The following is a 23,377-nucleotide window of genomic DNA, read 5'->3' on the forward strand; positions in this document are numbered from 1 at the left end:
TTATTATACGGGCGTATTTTGGCTCACAGCCGTTCTTGAATTCATACTACTCACAATCAGCTCATTACCAATGATATCTGTCACCACCACTCGATCACCGACTGCCACTTGCTCACCACGGGTACGGCACATCCATTCAGCGGCACCCACAATAGGGACACTAAAACGTACCATACCTGCTCTATCTGCCTGTGGCTGCACAATAATCATACCTGTTTCACCGACGATCACACTGCCACCAAGTCCTGCTTTGGTACGATCTACAGATAAAGGTTTGATAAATTTAAACCATGCCAGCAAGAATATAGCGGAGAGGAGTAACCAGATAATAATTTGTACGGAGATAGAGATAGGCAACAGCCATGTAAGCGCAGCCACTATGATGGCAGCAGCACCAAACCAAAGGCTAGCAAAGGTTGGCACAAACATCTCGACAATCAATAACAAAAAGCCCAATACCAGCCAATGCCAAGGTTCTATCATCCAAAGCGTCTCCATCATTGCTATATACCCTATCTTTGTAATCCCAACTTTTAATGTAGCACATTTACTCCTCTAAGGACGTTTTAAAAGCGCTATAAAAACAATATCTTAACCATATTAACTTTAGTAGTATTAAAGCGCATTCATATTTACCTTAAAACCAAGACTATAGTTGAAATACTTTACGGTCGCTACCGTATTGCTGGTATAAATTTTTTGCAGCCTCTGTCTGCGTAGGCACAGCAAGCAAGAAAAATTTGCACCAGTAGTACGTGTTGTATCGATATTACTTTTCACCGACTATAGTATTAAGGCGCATTCATATTTACCTTAAAACCAAGACTAGTATTGCGTTGTGCTTAAAAAAAAGCAAAAAAAAACGACCGCCGAAGCGATCGTCTTTTATTTTAAACTTTCTCTTTAATACCTTAGTATTAAGAAATTAGAATTTTAGCTGTGCACCAACCGTCATTAGATCAGCATCGCTACCTAGTTTGTCATATTCAGCTTCGACGCTGAAGTTAGGGTTTACTGAGTAGCCAAGACCAAGACCACCAGCTAAGCTAGTATCTTTATCTGTACCGTTAAAGGCATTTGCAGTAGTGTTAGCGCGTTCTACTTCAGTTTTTGCAACACCTAGTTTACCTTTAGCATATAGACCAGTATTTGGGAATGCGTAACGATAGGTACCATAAGCGCCGTAAGATTTTGCGTTGATGTCGCCGCCTCTGTAATCAGCGTCATCCGAGCCTACAAATTCTGCTTCCATACCGAAGTTTGGATCAAAGTTGTAGCCTGCATATACGCCATATGCGGTTGGATCTTCAGCGCCATCAACATCTAGGTCAAACTGACCGACTTTAGCACCAACGTATGGTTGACCAGTATAGCCGTTGCCATAAGAAACGGCAGCTTGTGCACCCATACTTAATAAAGAACCGGCTGCTAATGCAAGTAGAGTTTTCTGTAGAGTTTTCATATCTATCTCCTTAAAATTACTGTGGACAAACAAGTTATTTATGTGTGTAGACTTTTTAGCCATATCGCCTTGTTTGCTAACGATGTATACATAGTAACAAACCATGTCAGAAACTCTGTCAGTGTTTAACGGTAAGAAAGTTAAGTTTTGCAAGTGTTTATCAGCATTCAAGTTACAAAGGCGGTTATATGAAATCTTTTGTTACAACCACTCATTTTGTGCAATAATTCCTACTTATTCCAATAGTCATTTATAGCAAATTTAAATTCAATTAGCGAAAACAGCTTTTAAATAAGAAAAAAAGGATAAAAATGACTGCTTTTATTATTAATCGTCTACAAGCGTCGCTCGATGCGCTAGTAGCAGCGAAGCAATATCGTCAGATACCTAACTTACAACACCATGAGCGATATGTGATTAGCGAAGATAAGCGATTACTCAATATCGCTAGCAACGACTATCTTGGTTTGGGCGGTGATAAGCAACTACAGAGCGAGTTCCTTAATCAACTAAGTCAATTGCCGGTCGATAATGTGCCTAGGATGAGCGCTACCTCTTCTAGGCTTTTGACAGGTAACGATACACAGCTGCAAGCATTGGAGTCTGAACTACAAAGCTGGTATCAAAACGCGGTAGACAAGCAAAACCTAGCCTCATCAAAATCGGTACTGGTATTCAATAGTGGCTATCATGCCAATATTGGACTCTTGCCCGCCCTGACGGCATTGCCAATCAAAACCATAATTTTGGCAGACAAACTGGTGCACGCCAGCATTATAGATGGCATACGCCTCAGCCAAAGTAAACTCGTCAGCTATCATCGTTACCGTCACAACGACTATGAGCATTTAGCCAAATTTATTGAACAAGCAGATTCTAGTGTTGAGCGCATTATTATTGTCACCGAAAGCATCTTTAGTATGGATGGTGACCGTGCTGACTTGGCTCAATTGGTACAATTAAAAGCTAAAGATACTCGTATTGAGCTGTATATCGATGAAGCACATGCCATTGGTATATTAGGTGACACAGGTTTGGGTTTGGCAGAAGAAACCCAAACACTGGCTGATATTGATTATCTGGTGGGTACCTTTGGTAAAGCTTTTGCTTCCATTGGCGCTTATATCATGTGTGATGAGGTCGTCAAACAATGGCTGATCAATCAGATGCGTCCGCTTATTTTTAGCACCGCTTTACCGCCCATCAATCATGCATGGACACGTTTTATTTTGGCAAAAATGCCAAGCTTAACGGAGCAGCGTCTCCATCTTGCGCAGTTATCTACCACGCTTAGTGACGCTATTCCCGAACGCTATCGCGTGTCGTCAACACAGCAAAAGGCAGGCTACAACTCCCCTATCGTGCCTTATATACTAGGTGATAATGCGCTCACTGTCGAAAAAGCAAAGCAGCTACAAGCAGCAGGATTTTATGCCTTGCCTATTAGGCCGCCTACTGTTCCTGCAAATACTGCTCGTATTCGCTTGGTGATGAATGCGGCACTTAGCCATGAAGACTGTCAGCGACTGATAGCACACTTATAATATGATTGTTTCTTTTCTAGTAAACTCCCTCTTCTATCATTAATCGATAATCAGCTTATTTGGATGCAATAAACGACATGAAAGCTCCTGCTACACCTGACACCTTTAGCACAAGAAAAAAAGCTATCGCACGCCACTTTGCCAATGCCGAAGATTATGACCAGCATGCCTATATTCAAGAGCAAGTCTGTCAACATTTACTTGCCCATATTGCTCATACTAAGCAAGATAGTATATTAGAAATCGGTGCAGGCACAGGTCAGATGACAGGCTTGTTAGCAGCGAACATTCAAAGTCAGCACTGGTTTATCAATGAGTTGTGTCATGAACAAGCGGCAACATTGCAGTCGATATTACCAACAGCCAACATAATGATTGGCGATGCTGAGACCATGGAGTTATCCAAAGACTCTCACCAAATAAAACACAGCTTGATAGTCAGTGCCAACGCAGTACAGTGGTTCGATAACCCATTGAGTTTTGTAAAACAATCTGCCCATCGTTTGCAAGCAGACGGGCAATTGCTCTTTAATACTTTTACGCCAGATAATTTTTTGCAGATTAAGCGATTAACGGGTCAAGGACTCCATTATCCCGCTATCAGTGAATGGCAATCAGCACTAAAAGATGCAGGTTTTGAGAAAATTACACTGTCTACCCAGCGCGTTGATGTACCCTTTGCCAATCCCTACGCCATCCTTAAGCATATGCAGCTAACAGGGGTATCAACCAACCAAACCCAAGAACAGTCAAGTAGTAGTAAGCCTTTTACATGGACCAAGTCCCGTCTAAAACAATTTGAACAAGACTATTGGCAGCACTTCTCTGAATTAAATAAAGAGGGTCAGCCTTATGTCAATTTGACTTATGACGTGCTGATCGTGAGTGCCTTTAACGCATAAATATGTGAGAGGTGGTCATATTAGTAGCATATAAAATTAACCCTATAAACTGAATAGCATAAAAAACGCACCCCGAAGGATGCGTTTTTTGATTTAACGACTTATTAGCAGTAGAATTATTTCTTATCGTCTTCTACTTCAGTAAACTCAGCATCGACCACATCGTCGTCTGCTTGGTTGTTCTCGCCAGCATTATCCGCACCTTGTTGGAACTGGTTTGGATCCATACCTTCGCTACCTGCGCCTGCATCAGCATAAATCTTCTGGCTAACTGGCAAGAAGGCATTATCTAATGCTTCAAGCTTAGCTTTGATGTCATCATGATCATCTTCTTTAGCAGCTGCCTCAAGCTCAGAGATAGCCGTTTCTACTGATGATTTTTCATCGTCAGATACTTTATCTGCGGCATCTTTTAGCGCTTTTTGTACTGCATGGATACGACCATCTGCTTCGTTACGCACTTGCGCTAGATTGGCGAATTTCTCGTCTTCAGCAGCATTGGCTTCAGCATCACGAATCATTTGTTCAACTTCTTCGTCCGACAAACCAGAATCGGCTTTAATTTGGATACTTTGTGCTTTACCAGTACCTTTGTCAGTCGCTGAAATATTCATGATACCGTCAGCGTTGATGTCAAAGCTTACTTCGATTTGTGGTAAACCACGTGGTGCAGGTGGAATATCCGTTAGATCAAAGCGACCAAGCTGTTTATTTTGATTTGCAATTTTACGCTCGCCTTGATAAACCTGAATGCTAACTGCTGGCTGGTTGTCTTCTGCCGTTGAGAATACCTGTGATTTCTTAGTCGGAATCATGGTGTTTTTCTCAATGATTGGCGTCAAGATGCCACCCATGGTTTCGATACCAAGCGTCAATGGTGTCACATCAAGTAGCAATACGTCGGTTTTTTCACCAGACAATACTGCGCCTTGAATCGCTGCACCCGCTGCTACTGCTTCATCAGGGTTCACGTCTTTACGTGGCTCTTGCCCGAAGAATTCTTGTACTTTTTGCTGTACCAATGGCATACGAGTCTGACCACCAACTAAGATGACATCATCAATATCGCCAATTTTTATGCCCGCATCTTCAAGTGCCATCTTACAAGGACCCATCGTACGTTGTACTAACTCTTCAGTTAAGCTCTCAAGTTTTGAGCGGCTGATAGTCACCACCAAATGCTTAGGACCACTACTATCAGCAGTGATATACGGCAAGTTCACTTCAGTGCTTTGAGCACTTGATAACTCAATCTTCGCTTTTTCTGCCGCTTCTTTTAGACGCTGCATCGCAAGAGAGTCGCCTTTTAGGTTGACGTCTTGGTCTTTTTTGAATTCAGCGACTAAGAAGTCAATTAACGCTGAGTCAAAATCTTCACCACCAAGGAATGTATCACCATTGGTCGCTAATACTTCAAACTGCTGCTCGCCATCGACGTCAGCGATTTCGATGATTGATACGTCAAAAGTACCACCACCTAAGTCATAAACAGCAACAGTGCTATCACCTTGCTTTTTGTCCATGCCATAAGCAAGAGCAGCGGCAGTTGGTTCATTGATGATACGTTTTACATCAAGACCAGCAATTTTACCCGCATCTTTGGTTGCTTGACGCTGTGAGTCATTAAAGTAAGCAGGTACAGTTACAACCGCTTCAGTAACCGCTTCACCAAGATAGTCTTCTGCTGTCTTTTTCATTTTCTTCAAGATTTCAGCAGAAACCTGTGGTGGTGCCAGTTTTTTGCCGTTGATTTCTACCCACGCATCACCGTTATCCGCTTTGGCGATTTTATAAGGCACCATACCAATATCTTTTTGCACGACTTTGTCATCAAAACGACGACCAATCAAACGCTTGATAGCAAATAACGTGTTGTTTGGATTGGTTACCGCTTGACGCTTGGCTGACTGACCGACAAGGATCTCGTCATCTTTATAAGCGACAATCGATGGGGTCGTACGAGTACCTTCAGCATTTTCGATGATTTTAACTTTATCACCTTCCATTACTGCGACACATGAGTTGGTTGTACCTAAATCAATACCAATAACTTTACCCATAATGAATTGCTCCTAATTTATTTTTAAATACAATTTTATTTCATCAGACCGTCGATCACTAGCTCATAGTCGGTCACTTGTTGCTTTATATCGGTTTGCTTATGCATTTTTTCAAGTCGATAACCATGTAAATAATGCCTTTTGTGTGATTTTTTGTCAAAAGCCCCACTAATAATAAGGTTTAGCACAGTTAAAGACTGAATATATATTGCCTATATGCTTTATGGCCATCTAGGACTATGTTGGCGACGTTATATGCTTAACATACTATCGCTTTAGCGCCTGTCCTATCTACTACTGACCGATACGTACCATCGCCGGACGTAATAAACGACCATTTAAGCTATAGCCTTTTTGTAAAACTGTACCAACGGTATCGGCTGGCGCATCAGCGTCGATACCGACCGCTTCATGAAAATCAGCGTTGAATTTTTCGCCTTGTGGCTCAACCGCTTCGACGCCATTTTTGTTTAGCACATCTAGCAATGCTTTATGTGTCAATCTTACGCCTTCAGTAACAGGATCGTCTGCATTGGTGCTTTCAATCGCACGCTCCAAGTTATCGACCACTTCTAACAACTCTTTGGCAAATTTCTGTAGCGCAAAACGTTTGCTCTTATCAGCCTCTTGCTCTATGCGTTTTTGCGCATTGTAAGTTTCGGCATTGGCACGAGCGGTACTTTCTTTGGCTTGTTTGACTTCGCCTTCTAGCTCAGCGATACGGGCTTTAAAAGTATCAAGATCAATGTCGTTTTCGATAATACTTTCTTCGACAGAGTTATTTTGTGGGTCAAACTCTTTTAAGGTTTCTTCTAAAATACTCTCATCGTGTGCCACGTTGTCATGTGAAACATTTTGATCGATCGATTCGTGGTTGTTATTTTGCTCGCTCATGATAGCTCCTTGATAGTGTCATAATTTAATAGTGTCATAATAATGATGGAATGTAGCACACAAAAAATTGGCGCATCGCTCGCCACTTTGTGTTTATTACTAATACATCGACTCATGATTCATAGGCTTATATTGCCTACTTAACCTTGATTACTGGTTCTTTATATAACTATATATAATCACCTTTCAATAGCTGCTTGATAAAGGTTGTGAAGGCAGATTTCAAGCCCAATACAAGGAATTTTTCTCACCAATGATAAACGCTATGCAAATATAGTCGGTGAAAAGTAATATCTATACAACACCTACTGCTGGTGCAAATTTTTCTTGCTTGCTGTGCCTACGCAGACAGAGGCTGCAAAAAATTTACACCAGCAATACGGTAGCGACTTTAAAGTATTTCAACTATATTTTGACAGGGGCTTTATTTCTACCCATCTCTTGATAGCGCTTCAGCAGCTCATGGCTAAATGCACTACCCAAAAACCCTGAACCACCGCTGATTAGAATATTCATCGCTTATTATCCTTATTATTGATTATATTCTCATCAGTGTGACAAAAAGCACACCATGAAAACAAGATGACAAGTGTAGAGGTAAGTAAAAGGGACCAAAAGTAGTGATATCAAACTGTGACTATCAAACTGTAACTATCAAATTAGCGAATAATTTGTCCTGTTAAAGCGTCACCTATTTGGCTTGGCAACTGATAACCCAACGTTTCACCTTTAAGGTAGCCAACACACTCATTTGAGTTTGCATGGTGTCTTAAAAAATAACGTTGTGCTTCGCTGAGTGACAGCGCAGGAGGTTGACCTGCCGGATTGCAGCTTGTTGAAACAACAAAACCATAAGGATTGCTAGCTGACACCATCTGCGCGCACAGTTGCTTGACCAACGGATGGTCAATAACACGTACCGCAACACTATCATGAGCACCCGTAATCCATGATGGAATAGTAATCAGCAGCTTTTGTGAAATAGGCAATAACCAAGTATGTGCTTGTTTGGCAGTGCCATTAATCGAATCAGTTTGCCAACTATCAAGCACGGTTTGACGCTCAACAGCATCTAAACCTTCTAGTAGCACCGTAATACGGCTTGGGCTATCAGTGACTACAATCATACCCTTCTCTATTGGGCGCTGCTTAATAGTCAATAGCTGCATGACTGCTTGCTGATTAAATGGATCACAGCCGATGCCCCACACGCTTTCGGTTGGGTAAGCGAGCAGCTGCCCTTTTTTAAGCCAATGAGCCGCTTGAATAACAGAGTCAGTAATAAGAGGTGTGGATAAGGACATAAAATAATGCCTTTAAAATAAAAAAATAAAAGAGATATAGTCGGTGAAAAGTAATATCGATACAACACGTACTACTGGTGCAAATTTTTCTTGCTTGCTGTGCCTACGCAGACAGAGGCTGCAAAAAATTTACACCAGCAATACGGTAGCGACTTTAAAGTATTTCAACTATATCGTGGATTTATTTTACAAGAAATACAGCGTTGTATAGTCAGTTCAATATAATTTCGATACAAGGAAACCAAGCGCAGATAGTACAAGTAGCACATCAAGCGAGGATAACGATGTAGCGGATTTATATTAAACTGACTATAAGCATGATTAAATACGTAAATAGCGTCCACCTTGGACAGTAATAGCACCCACTAGCTCTAGCTCCATTAACTGCCCAATCAATTGCGCGGGTGCAAGATTGGTAGCGAGAATAAGCGCGTCCAAATCTTGACCGTGCCAATCTAACTTTTCAAACAAGGTAGTTAGATGCTCAGGGATGTTAATACTAGGCGATGGTTTTATTTGATGAGATTCTGTGGTCTTTTTGCTAGTAGTAGGCGGGCTAGATACTGACTGGTGAGAGGTTTGCGTGTTTGAGCTCTCATTAGGTTGATGCTTAAACTGGGTTGGCAACTGCGCACTAACATCATTCAACACTTGCTGAGGATGATAAATCAAGGTTGCGCCCTCCCGTATTAGATGATGGCAACCTTCAGCATTACTATTGTCTATATGACTTGGAATCGCAAAGACTTGCTTACCCTGCTCGGAGGTCAGCCTAGCTGTAATCAGTGAGCCACTTTTAATGGTCGCCTCAGTGACGATAGTAGCAAGACTCAACCCCGCAACCAAGCGATTGCGACGCGGGAAAGTATGCTTATGTGGCAGCGTATGCGGTAACAGCTCACTGATGATACAACCGCCTTTCTCAATGATTTGGCTAAACAGCTGATCATGATGATTGGGGTAATTGACATCAATGCCCGTGCCCATGACGCCCACTGTGCGACCTTGGTGTGATATATCATTCTGTGCCAGCGCACCAAGATGGGCACGCTTATCCACGCCAATAGCAAGACCACTGGTAATAATGTAGCCTGCTTGGGCAAGATATTGCGCCATATCATAGGTGATTTTTTGAGCGTGTGTCGTCGGCTTGCGACTGCCAACGATGGCGATTTGGGCACGGTGCAACAGCTCACTATTACCCCGATAAAACAATAGCGGCGGTGGATCGTATATCTCTAATAGTTGGGTAGGATAATTTGTCTGGTCGGCGAATAATAGGCCGTACTTTTCTTCTATCAATGCCTGTTGAATGTTATCGATAGTGGCACACGTTTGCTCGGGCTGCTCATGCCTTGCCAAATGGGTATGATGAATCCCTAATTGACGCCACGACTCTACGCCTGCTTGTAATGCAAGCTGCGCACTGCCATAGGTATGAATAAGTTTATGATAAGACGATAATGACGCATTCAGCTCAAACCACAGCGCTAGGATGGCGCGCTGATCGTCTGATAAAATAAAAGGGGCTACCGTCATTATCGTATGGCTCGTATAGGCTTACTTATCGTATCCGCTCTAGAATATGAGGCTTGATTACAAGTAAGGAGGTGGCAAAAGCTGATCACCAACACTCAGCGGCAGATCAGACTCAAGTACATAAGCATAGCTGATGTGCTCAAAAGTATTGAATACCATCACCATACCGCTTGGCTCGCTTGGCAAGCGTACCAGTGTATCATTGTCTTTGATATCGCGTATCACTGCGCCTTTTTGATAAACGGTTAATACATCACCCGGCTTCGCACCATGTACGCGACCTAAATTAATAGCGACCACGCTACCTTTGGCAGCTGAGCTAATAGAATCCATCACGCGGACGATCATACCACCGCGATTGACGGTTGCTGGCGTTGGATAAAAGACCGGCGGAATAGCATTATCGAGCTCAACAAAAACCCGATCGCCTTCACGCACTTCTTTGCCGTAGCTGTCGATAAGCTGCAAGCTCGTCACGCCATTGGTTGCCGTAGAAGTAACCAACCCCGTTGCCACTTGTGTGACTTCTACGCCAATGACTTTTTGTGTTTTTAGCTCAGTATACATTTCGCCTTCGTGGTAGATACCATAACGCTGACCAACGATAAGCGGCACGCCTTTGGCATAAACCTTGTCACCACTGGCGGTGATTAAGTTGCCTTTTTTTGAAGCTAAAATATAAGGTGTGGTATTAAAATCTTGCGGATTAACAATCAGAGTCTTATCAAGCCAATGCTGAATAGCAGACAATGGAATAGGTGGAATACTATTAACAGCAGAGGTCACCGCGACCGGCGTAGTTACCACATTGCCTGTCAATTGCTTTTCAATTCCTGCACAGCCCTCGCCTGTATCGACACCGATTAAAGTTTTATCTTTAATCACACATAGAATCAAAACATCATTAGGATATATCAGATCGGGATTTTTGATTTGTTTATTGGTCGCCCAAATCTCTTTCCAGCGCCATGGACTGTCCAGATAACGTCCTGAGATATCCCATAGAGTATCGCCCTTTTTGACAATATAGCGATTGGGCGCATCCGCCTTGATAGTCGGCGGCGGATTATTAGCGTGGGCAGTGCTCATTAGCATTGCACTGCTCAAGGTGGTCACCCATAGCGCCTTGACTATATTTTTTAAGCTCATCTTCATTGTTATGTCCACAGTATGTAACGCTGTTAGCGCCATAATCAAAGGTATCCAAATCTGCCATTTGCGCTAACATCTCTATCTGTATTTAAAATAACGATAAAGAAATCAACAGAAATAAGGACTTATAACACCGTTACCATAACGTCTATAGAGCGGCTGTTTAATGTTGGTGACTGATATGAGTGACAGGTATGATTGCTAAAAAAGCGCCTAGTAAAATGATCATTTACTGACGCTATTTCTAATATTACAATGATATCTACCATAACACAATCATAAACACTTTATTACAATAGTGTAACCTTAGACGGGATATTTATTTTAAAAATTGGCTAAAAATCAAATCAACTATGTAGGATTTGGTGTAACCTGTTGACGGATTTGTTCAGCGACTAATTCAGCGTCATTATCAAGCACCACCACATGTTGAGGCAAACTCTCTAAGCCTTCGGTATGGGCTGGGCGTGCAATCTCTATTTGACCAATGGCCTCAACGATAGTATCCGCAAATTTCACTGGAAGTGCAGTCTCAGCGCAAATAATCACCTCACCCTCTTGCTGCAATTCTTTGGCAACTTTAATACCATCAGCGGTATGCGGATCGACCAGCTCACCATATTGCTCATAAAGTGTTTTAATGGTTTGTAAGCGGTCACTATGGGTAGATTTACCAGCGGCAAAACCATAACGACTATTGACTGCTTGCATCAAATCAGACAAATCAAAACCTTGGCCAGATTTCACCCCTTCAAACAATTCATGAACACGGGCGCTGTCTTTATCTAGTAAGAGATAGACAAAACGCTCAAAGTTGGACGCTTTGGAAATATCCATTGAGGGGCTTGAGGTGATATAAGTTTTGGCAGTCGGTCGCGGCTGATAGGCACCTTGATTAAAGAAGTCGTTTAAGACATCGTTTTCATTGGTCGCGACAATTAAACGCTCAACAGGCAACCCCATTTCACGGGCAATATGACCAGCGCAGATATTACCAAAGTTGCCTGATGGCACGCTAAAACTAACCTTTTCATCGTTGCTCGTAGTCACCGCAAAGTAGGCTTTAAAGTAATAAACAATCTGCGCTAGGATACGACCCCAATTAATAGAATTGACTGTGCCTAAGTTATAAGCCGCTTTGAACTCTGCATCTTGTTGTAGTGCTTTGACAATATCTTGGCAATCATCAAACATGCCATCAATGGCAATATTATGAATATTATCATCGGTTAAACTATACATTTGTGCGCGCTGAAATTCACTCATTTTGCCATGTGGTGACAGCATAAACACTTCGATGTTTTCTTTACCGCGCAGTGCATATTCTGCTGCACTACCCGTATCGCCACTGGTCGCTCCGATAATGGTGATGCACGCGTCTTTTCTTTTAAGTACATATTCAAAAGCATTGCCTAAGAACTGCATGGCAACGTCTTTGAATGCCAACGTTGGACCATTTGATAAGCCTAAAACGTATAAATCATCTTCAAGCTTGCGGACAGGGACAATCTCATCAGAGCCAAATATATCAGCGGTATAAGTGCGCTCAATAATATCTTGTAAATCAGCGGCAGGAATATCAGTCGCAAAGCGCTGCATAATCGCCATTGCAAGCTGTGGGTAGCTAAGCGCGCGCCACTCAGTAAGCGTCGCACTATCAATGTTTGGATAGTGCTCAGGCAACATCAAACCACCGTCCGGTGCAAGACCCATTAATAACACATCACTAAAATCCATCGGTGCTGTCTGACCACGGGTACTGATATATTTCATTAGATTGTCCTGTGTACAATAAGATGATGATTAATTAAAACCGTTTATTCAGCAGTTTATTCAGCAGTTTTGTGCAGCAAGGCATAGTAAAAACCATCGCCGCTCTCGCTATCAATTGGTAAGCACTGACGACCGATGGCTTGGGCGATACCCCAATTGCAATCTTCGCTAAATTCAATGGCTACCGCATCGCTATAGTGAGTGATGAAATCCTGCATTTGCTCGACGTTCTCTTGCTTTAAGATAGAGCAAGTGACATATAATAGATAGCCGCCAACCTTAAGTTGTGGCCATAGATTGTGCAAGATATCGGCTTGTAACAATGCCGTTTGCTCCACATCCTCTTCAGTACGTAAGATACTGATATCAGGATGACGACGAATCACGCCAGTCGCCGTACAAGGTGAGTCTAGTAATATAGCGTCAAATACAAGTTTGCTCTTTTTCTTACCGGCCCCTTGCCATGTCGTCGCGTCAGCACAGACAATATTGAGTTCGATATTTTTCTCAGCTTGCTGCAAGTCGTGCTGACTTAAGTTCAAGCGCTGTAAATTATCGTAAATACGCTCGATACGCGGCGCTTCATTATCAATCGCAGTAAGCGTCACTTTCGAAACCGCAGGTATTGATTCATCATCTTGTTTCACGTGAAACAAAGGTGATTGCTCGTTTGAGCTAAGTATTTCTAACCAATGAGCAAGCTTACCACCCGGCGCTGCACAAGCATCTAAAATACGGATCTCGTTGTTATTCGTGTCTGTATCGACATCTGCATCATCGTTTTTAACACTCAGCTTATTGAATAGAGCGCTATGGATAAGCGGCGCTGCAAGCTGAGCATGCATATCTTGTACACTAGCAGCCCCTTGAGCAAATTGAGGTAAGGCATTCACTGCGGTGCTTTGATGTAATCTGAAGCCTTTGGTTGATATGGTTTTAGATGTGGCTGCATCCAGCGAGTTGGGTAAGTTAAAACCACTCGTTAGCTCAACCAAGTCCGCTTCAACCTCAAACTCCACCAATGCTTGCTGATAGTCCTCTACCGAGGTAACCGCTGTATTCACGCGTAAAAACATCGGCGCAGGTTGACGTAATCCCTGCATCAGATCGTCATACTGCTCACTCCAATCTTGCTTAAGCTGATAAGCAAGCCAATTAGGTAAGCTGTGTTTTTTATCGCACTTCTTGCGGAACTTACTTGGGTTTTTAGCAACTTTACGTAAGATGGCATTGATTAAACCAGTTGCATGAGCAAACTCAATTTCTTTTGCCGCCTCAACCGTTTCATGAATCGCCGCATGATCAGCTACTTGCAAATAGAGCAGCTGCGTCAAACCCACTTGAATAGTAGTACGTACTTCTTTTTCATCAATGGAGTTATCAGCCAGACTATCCAGTAAGCGCTCAAGGGCGTACCATTGACGCAACGTTGTTAGCAATAATGCATGGGCAAAACCTTTATCGCCGTCATGCAAACTGTTTAGTAGCGGATCAAGGACGCTTGCTAGCGATTGGCCATTCTGAATCGCCAGTAAGGTGCGAATGACGCGAACGCGAACGCTACCATTCATGATAAGGTTGCTTGACGGTTTAAGTTTATTGTTTCTTGGCGCAGTGCTGGTTTGTCTCATTAAATGGGATTTCCTTGACGTATGATGAATAGCGTCTTGTGTGATTTGGATCATGTATGGCTAAATGAAATTATTTTGTTTCTTTACTGAACTGGTCGCCATCATTAAGCTGATTGCCATGGCAAATTTGTTCGGCTCTCACAGGCTTGCTGCCTGCGAACTGTAGCTGAGTAATGGCTAAAGTACTGGCTTGCGGTGTTTCAATACCAGTATCAGTATTGCTGTCATTACCACAAGCGACTAAGACTGCCTTGCGCCCAACACTAATGACCGTCCCTGCTGGTTGATCGGTTGGCTGCGACGCATTCACAGGTAGACTGGCTAAAATCTTGACACGCTGTCCTGCCAAAAAGGTATAGGCACCTGGCCATGGGGTCAAGCCGCGAATTTGTCGTTCAATCACAGTAGCAGACTGCGTCCAGTCAATTTCGCCTTCAGTTTTGACGAGTTTTTCAGCATAATTGGCTTGACTGTCATCTTGTGCTATAGCTTGAGCTTGATAGTGTGCTAAATCTTGTAGCACGGTAGTAATGGCGGTCGCACCAAGCTCAGCCATTTTATCATGTAGGCTGGCAGCCGTATCATCAGACTCAATAGGAGCGCGGACTTTATAAAGCATGTCGCCAGTATCAAGCCCTTTATCCATCTGCATGATGGTAATACCCGTCTCGGTATCTCCGGCTAATATTGCGCGGTGAATAGGTGCCGCACCGCGCCAGCGTGGTAATAACGAGCCATGAATATTGAGGCAACCGTAAGTAGGCGTATTCAAGACACCAATGGGTAGAATCAACCCATAAGCAGCGACAATCATTACATCTGGCTGATAGTCTTGAAAAGTTTGCCTTGCCGTCATTCCCTCTATACTTGACTTTTTAAAGGTCTCTGGCTGCTCAACGGCGATATTATGTGCCAACGCTACTTGCTTGACCGCAGATTCTGCAAATTTTTGTCCGCGGCCGGCTTTACGATCAGGCTGGCTATATACTGCCACAATATCGATATTGAGCGCGTCTTGCTGATTGATTAATACCTCAAGGCTTATAGCTGCAAACTCAGGCGTGCCAGCAAACACCACTCTTAATCGCTCCGTAGTGGTTGGCTTAAGGGTGGTTAGAGTCAGAGATACATCGGGGGCACAAGCAAGTGTCGTCATAGTTAGGCAATATTAATAAGTAATAAAGCTATTATAGGTGAGTTTGTTGCGTTGTGCCATGACTGTAATAGCCACAATCGAGCGCTACTAATGCGTGAACGCCCTAATATGGGTAATAATAGCTTTACGCCGATACAGAAACTAAACCACGCAGCTTAATTCTATTGATTAAGTGTCTTATGGTTGGGAAGATTACCAATGTTGTTGTATTAATCTAAGAATTATTAAAAATGGCTTATCTCATAAAGCCATTATCTGCTAAAAAAGCTTCGGTAATACTGCTTTGCGGGCTGCTATTTTTCGTGTCTCCCTGCGACTTATTTAATAAACGCTCTAAATATCTAGCCACGATATCCACCTCTACATTCACCTTGGATCCCAGCAGCCAATGCTGAGCAATATTGGTCACTTGCGCGGTATGTGGAATGATGTTGAGCGAGACGATATTATCGCGTACTAAATTGGTGGTGAGGCTAATACCATCAAGCGTGATTGAGCCTTTAGTCGCTGTATAATGGGCAAGCTCTACAGGTATCTCAATTTCGATATAAATAGAACGTGCATCCTTTTGCAGCTTACTAACAACCCCTACTCCATCGACATGCCCTGCGACAATATGCCCACCGAAACGCGTGGTAGGTAGCATCGCCTTCTCTAAGTTCACAATATGACCTGGCTTCAAATCCTTTAATGCTGTTCGCGCTATAGTTTCACGTGAAACATCAACAGAGTAATGGTTACTACCAAAATCTACAACCGTCAGACAGATACCATTAGAAGCAATCGAGTCGCCCAGCTTCACATCGCTGAAATCTAAGCCATCAGACTCTATGGTCAAGCGAATGTCGCCGCCTGTAGGTTGCATCGACTTAACCTTTCCAACACTTTCTATGATTCCAGTAAACATATCGACCTCTTTTCATTATTGTATTGTTATTATAGACAGTGTTTCTAGTTTGAATATATCAGCATTTCTAAGCGCGGCGCTGAATTACATAGGCGATTTAGGATAAGTAATGAGCAGCGCTTTAAAGAAGCATATAAAATCCTGATTATTAACAAGTTATCCACAATAGAACTTATTTTTACTTAAAGTTTAAATCGACATTCAAAACAATCTAAACCACTGATTAATAATAAGTTATTCTATATTTTTTATACTAACTTCAAATCATTTGTTTCATATGGAACAAAGTTATACACAGTTTCATGTGAAACATTTAATAATGGTTTTTATTTAGCCGCAACTAAAACACTTACGTTTAATGTTGTGGATAAATCTTTAAAAACAATTAGTTATACTGGCATCAAGGTTAATTTCATATCAGAACCAAGCTGTTCATAACGTTTAATATCGAAGCGCAGCTGCTGTGCTAACGACAATGGATTGATATCAACCATCGAACGCGCTTGCTGCCCTAACAGACATGGCGCTTGATACACAATCAGCTCATCGACCAATTGCTGTTGTAAGAAGCTACCAGCAACACTAGCACCCGCTTCTATTAACACGTCATAACACTGATACTCACTAACCAATACTTTTAATAACTCCGTCAAATTATCATCACGCCAATACAGTATGTCAGTACGTCGACACAATTGGTAATCTGACTGTAGATTGTACTGTAATCGCTCACGCCTATCGAGTATCACCACTTTAGGATGTGGGACTTGTTCAGGCGCGATACCCAGTTGGCTAGAGCGTACATTTAATTGTGGATTATCGACGATAACCGTTTCGCTACCGGTAATGATCGCGCCACTTTGCGCCCGCAGCTTTTGTACGTCTTCGCGAGCAGCAGGACCTGTAATCCACTTTGACTCTCCCGTTGCCATCGCCGTACGACCATCAAGACTGGTCGCAATCTTAAGTCGCACATAAGGCATTTGGGTACGCATGGCTTTTAGAAAACCTTTATTTAACACTTCTGCCTGCGCGGTAAGTATACCAACCGTCACCTCAATGCCTGCTTGCTCCAGCAACCTCACCCCGCGACCTGCGACCTGTGGATTTGGATCTAGCCCAGCAACGACAACCCGTATGACGCCAGACTCTATCAGCGCTTTTGCGCAAGGCGGGGTACGTCCAGTATGACTACAGGGTTCCAAAGTGACATACGCGGTAGCGCCTACTGCTCGTATACCAGCATCTTTTAGGGCAAATACCTCAGCATGTGGCTGACCGACTTTAGGATGGAACCCTTGACCGACCACCTCCTCTGCTTGGACAATGACACACCCAACAGCAGGATTGGGTCTTGTGCTATATAAGCCAAGCTTTGCCTGCTCAATAGCCAGCATCATAAAGTAACGGTCTTTTGCATCTTGAGAGTGATTTATATTTGACATAAAAGTGGGCTTAGTAAATAATTGGTCACGATTACTGAGAGACTGAGCTGATAAAATGGGAGTGAGAAGCTAAAAAACATCAAAGCCTTAATTTTATGTTATTTATCATTAGGCCGGATATTAGCGATTTCTTGATGAAAAGCATCAATGTCCTGAAAATCACGATAAACACTAGCAAAGCGCACATAAGCGACATCATCCAGCGTTTTGAGCTCGCTCATGATAATTTCACCTAAGACTTTACTGCTGACCTCACGCTCACCCATTTGCCGTACGCGCTTTTCAATCCGGCTAATCATCGCCTCTTGTTCGTCAATGGTAATAGGACGTTTTTGTAATGGTAGTAAAATCGAACGACGCAGCTTGTCATTATCATAAGGTTCAATCTTACCACTTGATTTGATGATACGCGGCATCACCACTTCGACCACCTCAAAGGTAGTAAAACGTTCTTGACAACTATTACAAGAACGGCGTCGGCGCACTTGCGCGCCTTCAGCAGCAAGACGTGAGTCGATCACCTTTGTATCTGACGCATTACAATAAGGGCAATGCATACGGCTTTCCTTGTCTTTATCTTAAGTACGATTATTCTTTATTTATAAGCAAACCACCGATCTTTACAACGGACTAAGCGTACTCAATTTACTTACCAATACAAAAACTGCCAAAAATCTTGCCTAATAAATCATCTGCACTAAATTCGCCCGTAATTTCACCTAAACTATGCTGTGCTTGGCGTAAGCTTTCAGCAACCAATTCCCCAGCTTTAAAAACTGTTAGCTGCTCATGAGCTTCTGCCAAATATTCAGCCGTTCTTCTTAAGGCATCTAAATGCCGCGTACGAGCGATTAAGCTATTTTCTGGCGGATGGAAGCCTACTTTAGCACACAAAGTTTCGACTAAATCATCAATACCTGCGCCTGTTTCACATGAAACATTCACTTGCTCGTAGCCGCGATTATAAATCTCTTCTTGCGAAATAGAGGTCATTCCTTTGCTGCTATTGTGGTTTAATAAATCACTTTTATTAGCGATAATTAATAAGCATTTGGCTTCTGGTAGCTCACCAAATAGCTGTTCAGCGAGCTGTAAGGGTGTGATTTCTTCTTCAAGATCACAGGTTACATCATATACCATCAGCAGTATATCAGCCTGAGTAATCGCTGTCCGCGCGCGCTCAATACCGATACGCTCGACCGTATCTTCTGTCTCTCGTAAACCTGCAGTATCAGTCAAGTGTAGCGTTAAACCATTGAGCACGACTGTCTCTTGTAGTGTATCACGCGTTGTCCCAGCAACATCTGTAACGATAGCGCGCTCTTGCCCTGCCAAACGATTCAGCAAGCTTGATTTACCCGCATTTGGTCTGCCTGCCAACACCACATGAATACCATCACGTAATAGCTGTCCTTGCTTGGCAGTCGCTAATACGTGCTGTATTTTTTCTTGTGTCTGCTCAAGCTTGCCTTGTATGACTCCATCTGATAAAAAATCAACGTCTTCTTCATCAGGGAAATCAATAGCCGCTTCAACATGAAGTCGCAAATGAATTAATTGTTCTAATAACTGATTAATTTTTTTTGAAAACTCGCCGCTGAGTGAACGTATGGCACTGCTAGCAGCGGCAGCACTGGTTGCATCAATGGCATCAGCGATGGCTTCTGCTTGCACCAAATCTAGCTTATCATTATCAAAAGCACGGTACGAAAATTCTCCAGCGCCTGCTTGTTTTGCACCTAACTCAAATACTCGTGCCAGTAGCTGATTCTGTAAAATCATACCACCATGACCTTGCAGCTCAATCACATCTTCGCCGGTAAACGAGTGCGGACCCTTAAAATACAATACTAGCCCTTCATCAACAACCGTACCATCTGCTTGATAAAATCGGCAGAAACTTGCCATGCGCGGTTTAAATTCCGACTTACCTGTCAGCGTGCAAGCAATGCTATACGCACGTGTACCAGACAGACGAATAACCCCGACCCCACCACGTCCAAGCGGTGTGGCAATGGCTGCAATGGTAGGTAGACTCGACAAATTAGAATTTTTTAACGAATCAGGGTTGGCTAGTGCCATCTCTTGGGAATTCACAAGCACTCTCAGTAACTAAAAACTCTATTATAGACGGCTTAGCGCACACTGACAAAGCAATCTTCAAAGAGCGCAACATTGCTATTATTAGTAGCTTTCAAAAAACCATACCGCACGGCTTATCTTTGGCAGAACAGATTTAATATATAGTCGGTGAAAAGTAATATCGATACAACACCTACTACTGGTGCAAATTTTTTTTGCTTGCTGTGCCTACGCAGACAGAGGCTGCAAAAAATTTACACCAGCAGTACTGTAGCGACTTTAAAATATTTCAACTATAGCACTCACATCTTATTGATATAAACACTAGCATTCAGCGCATAAAAAAACCACCGCCGTAGCGATGGTTTTTAGAACGTCTGAACTGTTAAATAATTAGTCGAGTACTTTTACGGTACGCAGCTTTTGCTCTTCTTCTACTTTTTTATTGACAATATATTGATGTGTCATACTAAATAAGTTATTCACTGTCCAATATAGGACCAGACCTGCTGGGAAGAACAGCATGAACGCGGTGAAAATAATCGGTAAAAACTTCATGACTTTCGCTTGCATTGGATCAGCTGGCTGCGGGTTAAGCTGCTGCTGTACAAACATCGACACACCCATCAATAGTGGCAAGATAAACCACGGGTCCATCGCTGATAAATCCTGAATCCACAAGACCCACGGTGCATGACGTAACTCGATACTTTCAACCAGTACCCAATATAAGGCTAAGAAAATCGGCATTTGCATCAAGATTGGCAAACAACCCGCCATTGGATTGACTTTTTCTTCTTTGTACATTGCCATCATTTCTTGCGACATTTTCATGCGATCGTCGCCATGTTCTTCTTTTAGCGCTGCTAGACGCGGTGCAATCGCACGCATCTTCGCCATTGAATAGTAGCTCTTGTTTGAGAACCACATCAATGCGAATTTGACCAAGATAGTCAATAGGATGATTGACCAACCCCAGTTGCCGATGATTTTATGAATGCCATCCAAGAGAGCAAATAGTATCTTTGAAATTGGCCATAATAGACCATAATCGACCGTCTGATTTAATCCTGCTGCCACATCTTTAAGCTCAGATTGAACCTTAGGACCTGCATATAGCGTCGCATTCAAAGTTACTTGCTTGTCTGGCGCAACATTAACAGGCTGACTATTAAAGCCAATAAAGTAATCATCACCTGTTTCACGGCTAAAGAATTTACCGGTAAAGTTTTCAGGCGTCCATGCTGACACAAAGTAATGCTGCACGATACCAACCCAACCTTTATCACTGGTTGTGGTCAACTCACCATCATTAAAGTTACCAAATTTCAGCTTATTATAGGGATCATCCGGTGTACCCCAAGCGCCGCCCAAATAGGTCGCCATACTGAGCGCACCTTTATCAGACATACCAGGATCTTTACTATCATCACGCTTTAGCTGGGCAAACATCTGACCTTGCCACGCCGCTGTAGAAGCATTTTGAATCTTATAGCTGATATCGATAGGATATTTATCGTGAGTGAAACTAAAGGTCTTAGTGATTGTCACGCCATCTTTTTTGTAGGTGAGCGGCACTGATAACGTTTGCTGACCTTTTTCCATCACGTAATTGTTAGCGGTATGGCTGTACTTGGCACGACCTTCTGCTGTATCGATACCATTTTGACCAATCAGACCAGACTGAGCCACGTAAACGCGGTTACTGTTATTTTCTAGCAATACAAAAGGCTTATCGCTATCAAGGGTTGCATCATACTGCTTTAGCGCAGCATAAACGATGTCACCGCCTTCTGGATTGATTTTGATGTCATAGCGATCAGTAGTGACTGTGATTAGTCCTGCATCGGTAGCAGGTGTGGCGGTCACAGCACTATTATCAACTGTACCGTTATCGACAGGTAGCGTCTGTACTGGAATATCACCTGCCGCACCGCTAGTAGAAGGAATATCAGCCCCTACCGAAGTTGCAGTTTCTGGCACCGTGTCTACAGCTGGGGCATCTGCATAATCATCACGCCATGCCAAAATCAGCAGATAAGCGGTGATTAACATCGCAATGATGATCATCACCCGAAATATCTTTTGCATAAACCTTTCCTAGATTAAAAAATTAGGGAATAAAAAACTAAGGCATGTGTTATGACTACCACTCAGCATTAACCCATATAGTTAGCGGTAATGTCAGCAGTCAATCACATAAAATATTCATCATTTTACTAAAAAACAACTCTAAATGATACCAACAGTGTGGATAACTTGTGGGTAACTCAATAGATATACTGAAACGCTTAGTAGAACCTACGTCTTAGGTCAATTTCATCATATGATTTAGGCGAGCAACATACCCATTATTATCTCGATAAACATACAAACCTTGAGCCTTCATACAAGCTGACATAATTAAAGACACATGTTGATAATGATAAGAGGCTAAGGGCAGCGGTACAAAATCAATGCCGTGTCCACCTAAAGGATGACAACGACCAATGCGTTTTAATAAAAGCAAACTCCCATTCCAAACACCATACCAAGCCAAAGCTTGCTTACCGTAGTTTGAACAGGTTGGATAATATCGACAACGAGCAGGTAATATAGGACTTATTATTTTTTGATAAAAAACAATAAAACTATAAATTAATTTATATAAATATTTATTTATAGTTTTTATAAAAAAATACATATTATTTTTTTTCTATTTTTTTAAATATATTGTTTATTTCTGTTTTTAATTCTTTATTACTCAATCCTTTAACAGAATTTTTAATAATAAAAACCACGTCTTTATTTTCTAAACTAAAAGCCTTTACTCGAAACTGCTCACGTATTTGACGTTTGATTAAATTTCGGGTAACTGCGGTAGGGACTTTACGCTTGGTAATAGCCATACCGACTCGTGGCTGCTCATGAGTGTTGGTACGTACAAATGCCATTAGATGGCTCTGATGTAGCTTACGCTCAGGTGCGTCAAAGACCTCACGGAAGGCTGTAGGCGTGAGCAAGCGCTGTTCTTTGGTAAAGCGGGCATTAGGTGTCGTTGGAACAGTATTGGACATAGTACAACCTAGTATAAGAGCTAATAACGATAGCAGAAATAATAACAAAATATAGAGACAAAAAAAGCGCCTATGTGGGCGCTTTTAATATATGGCTAAGTGTCAGTTGTGATGATTGACTATCGCAATCTATAAATAATAGAAACACAACAAGCACTATGAGCCATGCTTATCGCAATCTACTGATTATACAGTAAGGCGATGACGTCCTTTAGCGCGGCGACGAGCTAAGACCTGACGGCCTTTTTTAGTTGCCATACGAGCACGGAAACCGTGAGTACGTTTACGCTTGATCACGCTTGGTTGGAATGTACGTTTCATAACTCACCTATCAAAATAATGGACTAAATTCGTAATAACGGAGGATTATATCATCGCATAGGATGTGGGTCAATAAACTATTCACTATGTTTTAGAGCAGCGTGTTATCGCTTTTCGATTTTTTACTGTTTGTAGAGAGCTTAAGGATT

The 23,377-nt window shown here is 42.4% G+C and carries 21 protein-coding genes; 2 read left to right on the forward strand and 19 right to left on the reverse strand.

The window, feature by feature from the left end; all coding sequences use genetic code 11:
• Window positions 1-3: 3 nt before the first annotated feature.
• Entirely contained in the window at window positions 4-501 is a 498-nt protein-coding gene (locus PSYC_RS11075; RefSeq protein ID WP_011281381.1) for an NfeD family protein, read from the reverse strand.
• A gap of 424 nt (window positions 502-925) precedes the next feature.
• Window positions 926-1,462, reverse strand: coding sequence for a porin family protein (locus tag PSYC_RS11080; RefSeq protein ID WP_041757805.1), 537 nt, complete (start codon window positions 1,460-1,462; stop codon window positions 926-928).
• 311 nt (window positions 1,463-1,773) lie between these two features.
• Here PSYC_RS11080 and PSYC_RS11085 point away from each other — a divergent pair, with 311 nt between their 5' ends.
• Window positions 1,774-3,006, forward strand: a complete 1,233-nt coding sequence (locus PSYC_RS11085; RefSeq protein WP_011281383.1) for an 8-amino-7-oxononanoate synthase — start codon at window positions 1,774-1,776, stop codon at window positions 3,004-3,006.
• A gap of 77 nt (window positions 3,007-3,083) precedes the next feature.
• Window positions 3,084-3,908 carry a methyltransferase domain-containing protein gene (locus PSYC_RS11090; protein WP_011281384.1) on the forward strand — a complete coding sequence of 275 codons (825 nt, stop codon included), beginning with the start codon at window positions 3,084-3,086 and terminating at the stop codon, window positions 3,906-3,908.
• A gap of 116 nt (window positions 3,909-4,024) precedes the next feature.
• Here PSYC_RS11090 and dnaK read toward each other — a convergent pair whose 3' ends face one another.
• The 17 genes from dnaK to rpmH all read right to left on the reverse strand — a co-directional run bounded on the left by dnaK (window position 4,025) and on the right by rpmH (window position 23,228).
• Window positions 4,025-5,968, reverse strand: a complete 1,944-nt coding sequence (gene dnaK / locus PSYC_RS11095) for a molecular chaperone DnaK (protein ID WP_011281385.1) — start codon at window positions 5,966-5,968, stop codon at window positions 4,025-4,027.
• Window positions 5,969-6,262: 294 nt separating this feature from the next.
• A complete protein-coding gene (gene grpE / locus PSYC_RS11100; RefSeq protein WP_011281386.1) occupies window positions 6,263-6,862 on the reverse strand; it encodes a nucleotide exchange factor GrpE in 600 nt (199 codons plus the stop codon).
• Window positions 6,863-7,521: 659 nt separating this feature from the next.
• On the reverse strand, window positions 7,522-8,166 hold the full coding sequence (locus PSYC_RS11105) for an L-threonylcarbamoyladenylate synthase (protein WP_011281387.1): 645 nt from the start codon (window positions 8,164-8,166) through the stop codon (window positions 7,522-7,524).
• Window positions 8,167-8,487: 321 nt separating this feature from the next.
• Window positions 8,488-9,705 carry a DNA-processing protein DprA gene (gene dprA, locus PSYC_RS11110; protein WP_011281388.1) on the reverse strand — a complete coding sequence of 406 codons (1,218 nt, stop codon included), beginning with the start codon at window positions 9,703-9,705 and terminating at the stop codon, window positions 8,488-8,490.
• A gap of 57 nt (window positions 9,706-9,762) precedes the next feature.
• The gene (locus PSYC_RS11115) at window positions 9,763-10,794 is read right to left on the reverse strand and encodes a LysM peptidoglycan-binding domain-containing protein (protein WP_227500336.1); all 1,032 of its coding nucleotides are present in this window, start codon (window positions 10,792-10,794) and stop codon (window positions 9,763-9,765) included.
• Entirely contained in the window at window positions 10,775-10,933 is a 159-nt protein-coding gene (locus PSYC_RS11860) for a hypothetical protein (protein ID WP_227500337.1), read from the reverse strand. Before PSYC_RS11860 ends, PSYC_RS11115 begins: the two co-directional genes overlap by 20 nt.
• A gap of 275 nt (window positions 10,934-11,208) precedes the next feature.
• Complete coding sequence (gene thrC / locus PSYC_RS11120; protein WP_011281390.1) at window positions 11,209-12,630, reverse strand: threonine synthase; 1,422 nt, start codon at window positions 12,628-12,630, stop codon at window positions 11,209-11,211.
• A gap of 56 nt (window positions 12,631-12,686) precedes the next feature.
• Window positions 12,687-14,261, reverse strand: a complete 1,575-nt coding sequence (locus PSYC_RS11125; RefSeq protein WP_011281391.1) for a transcription antitermination factor NusB — start codon at window positions 14,259-14,261, stop codon at window positions 12,687-12,689.
• 70 nt (window positions 14,262-14,331) lie between these two features.
• Complete coding sequence (gene fmt, locus PSYC_RS11130; protein WP_011281392.1) at window positions 14,332-15,417, reverse strand: methionyl-tRNA formyltransferase; 1,086 nt, start codon at window positions 15,415-15,417, stop codon at window positions 14,332-14,334.
• 235 nt (window positions 15,418-15,652) lie between these two features.
• Window positions 15,653-16,324, reverse strand: a complete 672-nt coding sequence (locus PSYC_RS11135; RefSeq protein ID WP_011281393.1) for a riboflavin synthase — start codon at window positions 16,322-16,324, stop codon at window positions 15,653-15,655.
• 389 nt (window positions 16,325-16,713) lie between these two features.
• The gene (gene ribD, locus PSYC_RS11140) at window positions 16,714-17,769 is read right to left on the reverse strand and encodes a bifunctional diaminohydroxyphosphoribosylaminopyrimidine deaminase/5-amino-6-(5-phosphoribosylamino)uracil reductase RibD (RefSeq protein ID WP_011281394.1); all 1,056 of its coding nucleotides are present in this window, start codon (window positions 17,767-17,769) and stop codon (window positions 16,714-16,716) included.
• Between the two features lie 98 nt (window positions 17,770-17,867).
• A complete protein-coding gene (nrdR, locus tag PSYC_RS11145; protein ID WP_011281395.1) occupies window positions 17,868-18,326 on the reverse strand; it encodes a transcriptional regulator NrdR in 459 nt (152 codons plus the stop codon).
• A gap of 88 nt (window positions 18,327-18,414) precedes the next feature.
• Window positions 18,415-19,851, reverse strand: a complete 1,437-nt coding sequence (mnmE, locus tag PSYC_RS11150; RefSeq protein WP_011281396.1) for a tRNA uridine-5-carboxymethylaminomethyl(34) synthesis GTPase MnmE — start codon at window positions 19,849-19,851, stop codon at window positions 18,415-18,417.
• Window positions 19,852-20,244: 393 nt separating this feature from the next.
• Window positions 20,245-21,942 carry a membrane protein insertase YidC gene (gene yidC / locus PSYC_RS11155; RefSeq protein ID WP_011281397.1) on the reverse strand — a complete coding sequence of 566 codons (1,698 nt, stop codon included), beginning with the start codon at window positions 21,940-21,942 and terminating at the stop codon, window positions 20,245-20,247.
• A gap of 217 nt (window positions 21,943-22,159) precedes the next feature.
• Window positions 22,160-22,534: a membrane protein insertion efficiency factor YidD gene (gene yidD / locus PSYC_RS11160; protein ID WP_011281398.1), complete on the reverse strand. Its 375-nt coding sequence runs from the start codon at window positions 22,532-22,534 to the stop codon at window positions 22,160-22,162.
• Between the two features lies 1 nt (window position 22,535).
• The gene (gene rnpA, locus PSYC_RS11165; protein ID WP_011281399.1) at window positions 22,536-22,907 is read right to left on the reverse strand and encodes a ribonuclease P protein component; all 372 of its coding nucleotides are present in this window, start codon (window positions 22,905-22,907) and stop codon (window positions 22,536-22,538) included.
• A gap of 186 nt (window positions 22,908-23,093) precedes the next feature.
• Window positions 23,094-23,228, reverse strand: a complete 135-nt coding sequence (gene rpmH, locus PSYC_RS11170) for a 50S ribosomal protein L34 (RefSeq protein WP_007394757.1) — start codon at window positions 23,226-23,228, stop codon at window positions 23,094-23,096.
• Between the last annotated feature and the right edge of the window lie 149 nt (window positions 23,229-23,377).

Source organism: Psychrobacter arcticus 273-4 (assembly GCF_000012305.1).
Classification (GTDB): domain Bacteria; phylum Pseudomonadota; class Gammaproteobacteria; order Pseudomonadales; family Moraxellaceae; genus Psychrobacter; species Psychrobacter arcticus.